Consider the following 10,396-nt stretch of genomic DNA (forward strand, 5'->3'; position numbering starts at 1 on the left):
GCGCGCTGCGGAGCCACGGGGTGGCGGCGGTCGGCGGCACCGGGCCCGTCACGCCGCACCGGCCAGGACCGCCGCCACCCCGTGGCTCCGCAGCGCGCCCAGCCAGCCGGCCACGTCGGTGCGGAACCCGTCGTCCTCGGCGAGCGCGGCCGGGAACACCTCGGACAGGGCGAACACCGCCCCGACCGCGCCGTCGGCGGTGCCGTCGGCGGCGGCGAGCACGGCGGTGATCCGGTCGGCCAGCGGGTCGTCCAGCGGCAGCGCCGTGCCGTCGTCGGCCCGCCCGTCGAGGAACCGCAGCCAGGCCGCCACGACCAGCGCCGACCAGTACGCCGGACGGCCCTGCGCGCGCAGGTCGACGGCGGTGTGCAGGACCCGCTGCGGCAGCTTCTGCGACCCGTCCATCGCCACCTGGAGGGTGCGGTGCCGGATCGCCGGGTTGGCGAACCGGGCCAGCGCCTCGTCGCCGTACCCGGTGACCGTCGTCCCCTCGGGTGGGGTGAAGCTCTCGGCCACGTCGTCGGCGACGAACCGGCGCAGCACGTCGATCAGGCCGGGCAGCGCCAGCGTGTCCGCGATCGTCTCGCGGCCGGCCACCGCCCCCAGGTAGGCCACCGCCGAGTGGACGCCGTTGAGGCCGCGCAGCTTCAGCCGCTCCCACGGGCCGGCGTCGGTGGTCAGCACCGCGCCGGCCTGCTCCCACCGGGGCCGGCCGCCGGGGAAGTCGTCCTCGATGACCCACTGGAGGTACGGCTCGGCGGCCACCGCCGCCAGGTCGGTCACCCCCAGCGCGGCGCGGGCGTTCGCCAGCGTCTCGCCGGTGCTGGCCGGGACGATCCGGTCCACCATCGTGCCGGGGAAGCTCACCTGCCCGGCGAGGGCGTCCTGGACGGCGTCCGGCACCCCGGCCAGCGCCAGCGACTGCCGGACCAGGCCGCGCAGCCGACGCCCGTTGGACGGCAGGTTGTCGCAGCTGACCAGCGCGATCGGCCCCGCCTGGGCGGCGGCGCGGGCGAGCAGCCCACGGACCAGCAGTCCGGGCACGGTGACCGGGGGCCGGTCGGTGGTCAGGTCGAGGGTCAGCTCGTCGTCGCTGCGCAACGCCCCGGAGACCGGGTCGAGCCGGTACGCCTTCTCGGTCACCGTCAGCGTCACCACCCGGATCGCCGGGTCGGCGAGCAGCGCGACCACCGCCGCCGGGTCGCTGGCGGCGTGCCGGACCCCGGCCAGCGCGCCGACCACCCGGGTCGCCGACCGGTCGGCGGCCAGCGTGGTGACGCTGAACAGCGCGTCCTGTGCCGCGAGGGCCTCGACCAGCGTGGTGCTGCGCGGGGCGACCCCGACGATGCCCCAGTCGCCGCCGGCCGCGCCGATCGCCGTCTCGGTGCAGACCGCCTGGTGGGCCCGGTGGAACGCGCCCAGTCCGAGGTGGACGATGCCGGCCGGCACGGTGCCCGGCCGGACCAGCGGTCGGCTCTGCTCGGGCAGCCGGCGCAGGGTGGCCAGGCCCAGCCGGTCGGTGCCCCCGTTCACCGCCACACCGGGCCGTCCGGGAACCGGAACCGCGCGATCGACTCGGGGCGCATGGTGGCGCTGTAGCCGGGGGCGGTGGGCAGCAGGTACCGGCCGCCCCGGGTGCGGACCGGGTCGACGAAGTGCTCGTGCAGGTGGTCGACGTACTCGACCATCCGCCCGTCCAGGCTGGCGCCGACCCGCAGGTAGTCGAAGATCGCCAGGTGCTGCACGTACTCGCAGAGGCCGACGCCGCCGGCGTGCGGGCAGACCGGCACCCCGAACTTCGCCGCGAGCAGGATCTCGGCCAGCACCTCGTTGACCCCGGCGACCCGGCAGGCGTCGATCTGCATCACCCCGATCGCCTCGGCCTGGAGCAGCTGCTTGAAGATGACCCGGTTGGCGGCGACCTCGCCGGTGGCGACCCGGCACCGGCCGTCGGTCAGCCCGGTCACCGCGCGGGCGATCCGGGCGTGGCCGAGGATGTCGTCGGCGTGCGTCGGCTCCTCGATCCAGTACGGGTCGACCTCGGCCAGCGCGGTCATGTTGGTGATCGCCTCGTCGACGTCCCACACCTGGTTGGCGTCCATCATCAGCAGCGCGTCCGGGCCGATCTCGGCCCGGATGATCCGGGCCCGGCGCAGGTCGTCGGCGGGCGGGCCGCCGACCTTCATCTTCATCGCCCGCCACCCCTGGGCGTACGCCTCGCGGGTCAGCGCCCGCACCTTGTCGTCCGGGTACCCCAACCACCCCACCGACGTGGTGTACGACGGGAAACCGTCCTGTTCCAGCACGGCGAGCCGCTCGGCCGCCCCGGCCAGCCCCTTGTCCAGGAGGGTGGCGGCCTCGTCGGGGGTGAGCGCGTCGGTGATGTGGTGGAAGTCGACGTTGGCGACCAGTTCGTTGGTGGGCAGCTCGGCGAGGTAGCGCCACATCGGTTTGCCGGCCAGCTTGGCCCGCAGGTCCCAGACCGCGTTGACCAGCGCGCCGGAGGCCATGTGGATGACCCCCTTCTCCGGCCCCAGCCAGCGCAGCTGCACGTCGGCGGTGAGGGACCGCCAGAACGCCACCGGCTCGGCGGCGATCTCCTCCACGGTGCGGCCCCGGACGTGGTGGGCGAGGGCCTCGATCGCGGCGCAGGTGATCTCGTTGCCCCGGCCGTTGGTGAAGGTGAACCCGGCGCCCGTCGGGCCGCCGTCGGTGCGCAGCTCGACGTAGCTGGCCGAGTAGTCACCCCGGTTGATCGCGTCGGAGCCGTCGCCGGCCGCCGCGGTGGGGAACCGGACGTCGTGCACGTCGACGTCGGTGATCGTGGTGCTCATGCGGACCCCCCGAACTTGAAGACCTTCTTGGGCAGCCGGTACGCCAGGTCGACAACCGTCTCGGCGGCCTCGTCCTCGGTCAGCCGGTGCTCGGCGACGAGGCGGGCCAGGAACCCGGCGTCGATCCGGCGGGCCACGTCGTGGCGGACCGGGATGGAGCAGAACGCGCGGGTGTCGTCGACGAACCCGGCGGTGTTGTAGAACCCGGCGGACTCGGTGACCGCCTCCCGGAACCGGCGCAGCACCTCCGGGGAGTCCAGGAACCACCAGGGCGCGCCGAGGTAGAGCGCGGCGTAGCCGCCGGCCAGCGGGGCCAGCTCCCGGGTGAAGGTGTACTCGTCGAGGGTGTAGAGCACCACCCGCAGCCGCGGGTCGTTGCCGTACGCGTCGAGCAGCGGGGCCAGCGCGTGCACGTACTCGGTGGCGTGCGGGACGTCCCCGCCGACGTCGCGGCCGTGGGTGGCGTACAGCCGGCGGTTGTGGTTGCGCACCGCGCCGGGGTGCAGTTGCAGCACCAGCCCGTCGTCGAGCGACATCCGGGCGAACTCCACCAGCATGTGCGCCCGGAACGCCTCGGCGTCGGCGGCGTCGGCCAGCCCGCGCCGGCCCCGGTCGTAGAGCCGCGCCGCCTCGTCGGCGTCGAGCGCCAGCGTCCGGGCGGTGGGATGGCCGTGGTCGGAGGAGGTCGCGCCGGCCGCGACGAACGCCGCCCGGCGGACCCGCAGCGCGTCCAGGTAGCCGGCGTAGGTGCCGGTGTCGACGCCGGCCACCTCGCCGAGCCGGGCCACGTTGTCGGCCCAGCCGTCGAACTCCATGTCGACGACGTTGTCCGGGCGGAACGTGGTGACCACCCGGCCGCCCGGCCCGCCCCAGCCGTCGGCGGCGAGCTTGGCGTGCGCGGCGAGGTCGTCCAGCGGGGACTCGGTGGTGGCGAGCACCTCGATGCGGAACCGGGTGAACAGTGCCCGGGGCCGGAACTCCGGCTCGGCCAGCCGGGCGGCCAACTCGTCGTAGACGGCGTCGGCGGTGGCCGGGGTCAGCGCGGTGTCCACCCCGAACACCTCGCTGAAGGTGCGTTCCAGCCACAGCCGCGACGGGGTGCCCCGGAACAGGTGCCAGTGGTCGGCGAAGCGTCGCCAGATGGTCCGGCCGTCGGTCTCCACCGGGCTGCCGTCGACGCTGGGCACCCCCAGCGTGGCCGGGGGCACCCCCTGGCTGAGCAGCATCCGGGTGAGGTAGTGGTCGGGCACGATGAGCAGCCGGGCCGGGTCCGGGAAGGGCCGGTCCTCGGCCAGCAGCGCCGGGTCGACGTGCCCGTGCGGCGAGATGATCGGCTGCGGGCCGGCGAGGGCGTACAGCTCGCGGGCGATGGCCCGGACGCCCGGGTCGGTCGGCAGGAGCAGGTCGGGAGAGGTCGGCACGTCGGGGGACTCCTCGGGTACGGGCGGAGGGTCGGCGGTTCGGGGCGGGCGCGGGGACGGCGGGTGGCCGGCCGCCGGTCAGGGCAGGGTGAGCAGGTCGGCGACGCGGACCGGTTCGCCGGTGTCGAAGGACCGGTTGGCGGCCAGCCCGGTGAGCAGGGCCAGCGCCCCGTCACGGGCGGTGGCGGCCCGGCCCAGCGGGTCCGGTTCGCCGCCGAAGATCACCCGGGTCATCCGGACGTCCGCGCCGCCGTGGCCCTGCCGGGTGTAGCCCTCGACCGGTATCCGGGTGGGCGGGGCCCAGAACGGACGCAGGGTGAGGGTGGCCGCGCCGTGTTCGGCGGCGGCCTCGTCGCCGTGCAGGGCGGCCCCTTTGAGCGCCCCGGCGGCGGCCGGGCTGACGAAGTCGCTCTCGGTCACCTCCAGTTCCAGCCGGCCCCGGCTGCCGTTGACCATCACCCGGTAGCCCTCCCAGGGGGCGTAGGCGGTGAGGTGGTAGGTCATCGTCGCGCCGGTGGAGTAGCGGGCCAGCACCGCCATGTCGTCCTCGATGCTCACCCCGGGGGCGAAGACGTTGCGGTCGCGCCGGTAGCCGTCCTCGCCCTCGGCGTCGAGGTACAGCTCACGCAGCCGGGGATGGTCGGCCAGCCGCAGGGCGAACGGGTCGTCGGCGGCGGCGGGGGAGTCGTGCGCCCGGTCGTAGTCGCGGGCGTAGCCGTGCCGGCGGCCCGTGTCGCCGTAGAAGAACAGCCGGCCGGCGGCGTACACCTCGACCGGGGTGGCGTCGAGCCACCAGTTGACCAGGTCGAAGTGGTGGCTGGCCTTGTGCACCATCAGCCCGCCGGAGCTGGCCTTGTCCCGGTGCCAGCGGCGGAAGTAGTCCGCGCCGTGCCGCACGTCGAGCAGCCACTCGAAGTGCACCGAGCCGATCTCGCCGACCGCGCCGTCGGCGAGCAGCCTCCTGACCTGCTCGTGCAACGGGTTGTAGCGGTAGTTGAAGGCGACGGTGACCTGCCGGCCGGTCTCGGCGACCGCGTCGAGGATGCGCCGGCAGCGGGCCGCGTCGACGGTCATCGGTTTCTCGGTGACCACGTCGCAGCCGGCCCGCAGGGCCGCCACTATGTACTCGTCGTGGGTGACGTCGACGCTGGTCACCAGCACCACGTCGACCCGTTCCTTGGCGAGCATGGCGGTGAAGTCGGCGGCCGGGTACGTCGGCACGGCCGGATGGCCCAGCTCGGTCAGCCACCGGTTGTGGGCGTCCATCCGGGTCTGGTTGACGTCGGCGAAGGCGACCAGCTCGGCGGTGTCGGCGTGCGCGGTGACCAGGGCCCGGACGAACATCTCCGCCCGCGCCCCGGTGCCGACGAGGGCGTGCCGTCGACGCGGCGTGGCTGGTGGTGACATCCGTGGACCTCCCGTGGCTGCAAAGGTTTGCAGTGAAGAAACCACGTCGGTGAAGAGCACGTCAACGATCGATGCCAATCCCGTGGCATAGATCCCGGTTCATGCGCTTAAGGGGGCATGGCAGGAGCGCCCCCGCAATCGACCTGCAACAATCGCCCGTTGACAGTGGAGCAACCGTTTGCATTAATTGGCGGCACCCACGTGACCCCGACCACACCATCGACGAGAGGGCCGCCCGTGCCAGCCACCATCCGCGACGTCGCGCGGGCCTCGGGCGTGCACATCTCCACGGTGTCCCGCACCTTCTCGGCGCCGCACCTGGTCAACCCGGAGACCCGGGGCCGGGTGCTGGCCTGCGCCGAGGACCTCGGCTACCGACCCAACCGGGCCGCCCGCGCCCTGATCACCGGCCGTACCCACAACATCGGCCTGATCATCGCCGACATCGCCAACCCGTTCTTCCCGCCACTGATCAAGGCGGCCGAGGGGCAGGCCCGGCACCGCGACTACCACGTCTTCGTGGCCGACACCAACGAGGACCCGGCCGCCGAGGAGGAACTGGTCCACGCGCTGGCCAAGCAGGTCGACGGGGTGCTGCTGTGCAGCCCCCGGATGAGCAACGGCCTGATCGAGCAGGTCAGCCGGGAGGTGCCGGTGGTGGTGATAAACCGGCAGGTCACCGGCCTGCCCTGCGTGATGATGGACGTCGGTCAGGGGGCGCGCGCCGCGATCGAGCACCTGCTCGGCCTCGGCCACCGGCGGCTCGCCCTGCTCGGCGGGCCGCGCGGCTCCTGGACCAACCAGCAGATGCGTCGGGCGGCCGGCGCCGCCGCCCGCTCCGGCGGGGCCGAGCTGACCGTGCTCGGGCCCAACCCGCCCACCGAGACCGGCGGCGGCGAACTGGCCGCCCAGGTACGCGACAGCGGCGTCACCGCCGTGCTCGCCTACAACGACCTGATGGCGATCGGGCTGATCGAGGGGCTCGACCACCTCGGTATCCGGGTGCCGCAGGACGTCAGCGTGGTCGGCGTCGACGACATCGCGCTGAGCCGACTCACCCGCCCCAAGTTGACGACGGTGGCCACGCCAACCGCGGCCGCCGGCCGGACGGCCGTCGACATGCTGCTGCAACACGACTCCGACCCGCGCCCGCGCGGCGCGGGACGGGCAGCGGCCGTCGGTGACCGTCGTACCACCGCACAGGTAATGCTCCAGACCGAACTGGTCATTCGCGACTCGACCGGACCCGTACCCGGTCGATCCCGTCCCGGTTCCGATCCGGATGGCCCGGGTCCGCATCGCCTTGCGGACCCGGGCGGCCCGACCGTGACCACCGGTGGCGTCGTCGCCTCCTAACCCGAGGAGTGAGCGCATGCACCCCGCAACGTCCCCCACCGCCGGCACGCCGGCCGAACCGCACCACCGTACCCCCGTGCCCCGTCGTCGATTCCTGCGCGGCGTGGTCGCCACCGCCGTCGCCGTGCCGCTGATGTTCGGCGCGGCGGCCTGCGGCGGCGACGACTCCGCCGGTGACGACGGGCAGGTCAAACTCTCCGTCTTCTGGTGGGGCGGTGAGGCGCGCGCCAAGCTCACCGAGGACGCCCTCGCCCTCTACACCAAGAAGCACCCGAACGTGACGTTCGAGAAGACCTGGCAGGCCAACCAGGGCTACTTCGACAAGCTGGCCACCCTCACCGCCGGAGGCAACCCGCCGGACCTGTTCCAGATCGACGACAACTACCTGGCCGAGTACGCCGGCCGCAGCACCGTGCTCGACCTCAAGAGCTACCAGGACTCCGGCAAGCTCGACGTGTCGAAGTTCCCCAAGAGCCTGCTGGAGTACGGCGTCGTCGACGGCAAGCTGGCCGGGGTGGCCTCCGGCGAGAACACCCAGGGGCTGGTCTACAACAAGACCCTGCTGACCAGCAACGGCCTGCCCGAGCCGACCACCGGCCAGAGCTGGGAGGAGCACATCGCCTGGGCCGAGCAGGTGGCCAAGAAGACCAAGATCCCCGGCACCCAGGACCCGAGCGCCGACTACAAGGCGTTCTGGGTCTGGCTGCGCCAGCAGGGCAAGGACCTCTACAACGGCAAGGACCTCGGCTTCACCGCCGAGGACGTGACGAAGTGGTTCACCCTGTGGAAGGGCGCCCGGGACCGGGGGGCTACCCCCACCCCCGACGTGATCCACGAGGGCAACGCCAGCGACGTGACCAAGCAGCTCGTGGTCACCGGCAAGGCCGCCACCTCCTGGGTCTGGGTCAACCAGATGCCGGACCTGAAGAAGAACACCAAGGACGAGCTGGGGGTGGTGGCCTACCCCGGCGACCCGAGCGCCCAGTGGGCCCGCGCCTCGATGTACTGGTCGGTGTTCAAGGGCAGCAAGCACCGGGACACCGCCGTCGACGTGATCAACTTCCTGGCCAACGACCCGGAGGCGGTGGCGCTGCTCGGCACCGACCGGGGCCTGCCGTCCAACATGGACCTGCGGGCCACGGTCAGCGAGACGGTGACCGACCCGGCCATGAAACAGTCCATCCAGGTCGAGTCCGAGCTGGCGCAGAAGTTCGGCCAGTCGCCACAGGTGCCCATCAAGGGACACAGCAAGGTCAAGTCCGAGCTGGTCAAGGCCGCCGAGAACGTCCAGTACCAGCGGGCCACCCCGGAACAGGCCGCCGAGCAGTTCCTCGCCGCCTGCAAGTCCGCGATCGCCTGACCGGCGCACCACGGACGACGAAAGGAGCCGGCCCCGTGGCCCTCACCACGGCGCCCGGCCGGACCGGCACGCCGAAGGTCTGGCGGGCTACGTATTCCTCTCGCCCTGGCTCATCGGACTGATGGGCGTCACGGCGATCCCCATGCTGCTCTCGCTCTGGCTGAGCTTCACCAACTACGACATCCTCACCCCGCTGTCCGAGGTGGAGTGGGTCGGGCTGGCCAACTACGAGCGGATGTTCACCGCCGACCCGTCGTACTGGCACGCGGTGCGGGTGACGGTGACCTTCGCCCTGGTGGCCGTACCGCTGAAGCTGGCCGCAGCCCTCGGGGTGGCGCTGCTGCTCAACCGGGCGTGGCGGGGGGTGGGCCTGTTCCGGGCGCTGTTCTACCTGCCGTCCCTGCTCGGCGGCAGCGTCGCGCTGGCCATCGTCTGGGTCAACATGTTCAACCGGGACGGCGCGTTCAACTCGTTCCTCGCGCTGTTCGGCATCGAGGGGCTGCCCTGGGTCAGCGACCCGGACTGGGCGCTGCAGACCCTGATGGTGCTGGCCATCTGGCAGTTCGGCGCACCTATGGTGATCTTCCTGGCCGGGTTGAAGCAGGTCCCCACCGAGTTGTACGAGGCGGCCTCCGTCGACGGCGCCGGCCGGTTCTCCCAGTTCTGGCACGTCACCCTGCCGATGCTCTCCCCGGTCATCTTCTTCAACCTGGTGCTGGAGACCATCAACGGCTTCCAGGGCTTCACCGCCGCCTTCGTGCTCAGCAACGGCACCGGCGGCCCGGTCGACTCCACCCTGATGTACACCCTGAAGCTCTACATCGCAGGCTTCACCGACCTGGAGATGGGCTACGCCTCCGCGATGGCCTGGGTGTTCCTGATCGCGATCGGCCTGATCACCGTGGTCTTCTTCAGCACCGGGCGGTTCTGGGTGCACTACTCCGACGGGGAGAAGTAATGGTGGCGGTGACCTCGACGGCGCGGCGGCCCGGCCGTCGCCGGCAGGGCGGCCGGCAGGCCGTCCGGCTGCTGGTGCTGATCGTGATCGTGGCGGTGGTGCTCTACCCGCTGCTGTGGATGGTGGGCACCTCGGTCAAGTCGCAGGAAGAGATCGTCAACAACGTCGGCCTGCTGCCCGAACGGTTCACCCCGGGCAACTTCACCGCCGGCTGGGGCAACTTCGACCTCAGCTTCGGCACGTTCTTCCTCAACAGCGCCATGGTCAGCCTGTTGACCGTGGTCGGCAACGCGGTCTCCTGCCTGCTCGCCGCGTACGCCTTCGCCCGGTTGCGGTTCCGGCTGCGGGGGATCTGGTTCGCCGTCATGATCGGCACCCTGCTGCTCCCCGGCCACGTGCTGATCGTGCCGCAGTACATCCTGTTCCGCAGCCTCGGCCTGGTCGGCGGGGACTGGCCCTACCTGCCGCTGCTCATCCCGCAGTTCCTGGCCACCGAGGCGTTCTTCGTGTTCCTGATGGTGCAGTTCATGCGGGGCATCCCGCGCGAACTCGACGAGGCCGCCAAGATCGACGGCGCCAGCCCGTACGGCATCTTCCGGCACGTCATCCTGCCGCTGAGCCGCCCGGCGCTGGTCACCACCGCGATCTTCTCGTTCATCTGGACCTGGAACGACTTCTTCCGGCAACTGGTCTTCCTGTCCAGCCTGGACGACTACACGGTGCCGGTGGCGCTGACCCTGTTCATCGACTCCACCAGCCAGAGCGCGGTCGGCCCGATGTTCGCCATGTCGGTGCTGTCGCTGCTGCCGGTCTTCCTGTTCTTCCTGGCCTTCCAGCGGATGCTGGTCGAGGGCATCAACACCAGCGGGCTGAAGGGATGACCGCCGCCCCGTTGGCGTCCGACGACGCCGTACCGGCCCGCCGGGACTGGCGGGACACCCTGCGCGACGCCACCGACCTGGCGCTGCTCGGATTCGCCGTGACGCTGGCCGCGCTGCCGGTGCTCACCCTCGCGCCGGCCGTGGCCACCGCCAGCGCCGCCGTGCACGACCGGCTGACC

The 10,396-nt window shown here is 72.2% G+C and carries 8 protein-coding genes and 1 pseudogene; 5 read left to right on the forward strand and 4 right to left on the reverse strand.

The features are described from left to right. Positions 1–48: 48 nt before the first annotated feature. The 4 genes from H1A17_RS31725 to H1A17_RS31740 all read right to left on the reverse strand — a co-directional run bounded on the left by H1A17_RS31725 (position 49) and on the right by H1A17_RS31740 (position 5,662). Positions 49–1,539: a mannitol dehydrogenase family protein gene (locus H1A17_RS31725; RefSeq protein WP_145919740.1), complete on the reverse strand. Its 1,491-nt coding sequence runs from the start codon at positions 1,537–1,539 to the stop codon at positions 49–51. After that, complete coding sequence (locus H1A17_RS31730) at positions 1,530–2,834, reverse strand: enolase C-terminal domain-like protein (RefSeq protein ID WP_194823601.1); 1,305 nt, start codon at positions 2,832–2,834, stop codon at positions 1,530–1,532. The genes H1A17_RS31725 and H1A17_RS31730 overlap by 10 nt, the downstream gene beginning before the upstream one ends. Next, positions 2,831–4,255 carry a glucuronate isomerase gene (uxaC, locus tag H1A17_RS31735; RefSeq protein WP_194823602.1) on the reverse strand — a complete coding sequence of 475 codons (1,425 nt, stop codon included), beginning with the start codon at positions 4,253–4,255 and terminating at the stop codon, positions 2,831–2,833. Before uxaC ends, H1A17_RS31730 begins: the two co-directional genes overlap by 4 nt. A gap of 78 nt (positions 4,256–4,333) precedes the next feature. Then, complete coding sequence (locus H1A17_RS31740; protein ID WP_194823603.1) at positions 4,334–5,662, reverse strand: Gfo/Idh/MocA family protein; 1,329 nt, start codon at positions 5,660–5,662, stop codon at positions 4,334–4,336. 237 nt (positions 5,663–5,899) lie between these two features. On the opposite strand from H1A17_RS31740, the gene H1A17_RS31745 reads away from it, so the two are divergent. The 5 genes and pseudogenes from H1A17_RS31745 to H1A17_RS31765 all read left to right on the forward strand — a co-directional run. Continuing rightward, positions 5,900–7,018 carry a LacI family DNA-binding transcriptional regulator gene (locus H1A17_RS31745; RefSeq protein ID WP_145919744.1) on the forward strand — a complete coding sequence of 373 codons (1,119 nt, stop codon included), beginning with the start codon at positions 5,900–5,902 and terminating at the stop codon, positions 7,016–7,018. A gap of 16 nt (positions 7,019–7,034) precedes the next feature. After that, positions 7,035–8,378 (forward strand): ABC transporter substrate-binding protein, encoded by a 1,344-nt coding sequence (locus tag H1A17_RS31750; protein ID WP_145919745.1) that lies wholly within the window; start codon positions 7,035–7,037, stop codon positions 8,376–8,378. Positions 8,379–8,457: 79 nt separating this feature from the next. Continuing rightward, the gene (locus H1A17_RS31755) at positions 8,458–9,336 is read left to right on the forward strand and encodes a carbohydrate ABC transporter permease (RefSeq protein ID WP_194823604.1); all 879 of its coding nucleotides are present in this window, start codon (positions 8,458–8,460) and stop codon (positions 9,334–9,336) included. Then, positions 9,336–10,217, forward strand: a complete 882-nt coding sequence (locus tag H1A17_RS31760; protein ID WP_145919747.1) for a carbohydrate ABC transporter permease — start codon at positions 9,336–9,338, stop codon at positions 10,215–10,217. The genes H1A17_RS31755 and H1A17_RS31760 overlap by 1 nt, the downstream gene beginning before the upstream one ends. Then, a pseudogene (locus H1A17_RS31765) lies at positions 10,214–10,396 on the forward strand (hypothetical protein); the annotation flags it as partial. The gene H1A17_RS31760 and the pseudogene H1A17_RS31765, both read left to right, overlap by 4 nt.

Origin of the sequence: Micromonospora sp. S-DT3-3-22, assembly GCF_015354745.1 — a bacterium.
Classification (GTDB): Bacteria; Actinomycetota; Actinomycetes; order Mycobacteriales; family Micromonosporaceae; genus Micromonospora; species Micromonospora wenchangensis.

Excerpts from the sequence above, each read along its gene's own strand:
- H1A17_RS31730 (WP_194823601.1), bottom strand. The coding sequence starts at position 2,834 with ATGAGCACCACGATCACCGACGTCGACGTGCACGACGTCCGGTTCCCC.
- H1A17_RS31740 (WP_194823603.1), bottom strand. The coding sequence starts at position 5,662 with ATGTCACCACCAGCCACGCCGCGTCGACGGCACGCCCTCGTCGGCACC.
- H1A17_RS31750 (WP_145919745.1), top strand. The coding sequence starts at position 7,035 with ATGCACCCCGCAACGTCCCCCACCGCCGGCACGCCGGCCGAACCGCAC.
- H1A17_RS31760 (WP_145919747.1), top strand. The coding sequence starts at position 9,336 with ATGGTGGCGGTGACCTCGACGGCGCGGCGGCCCGGCCGTCGCCGGCAG.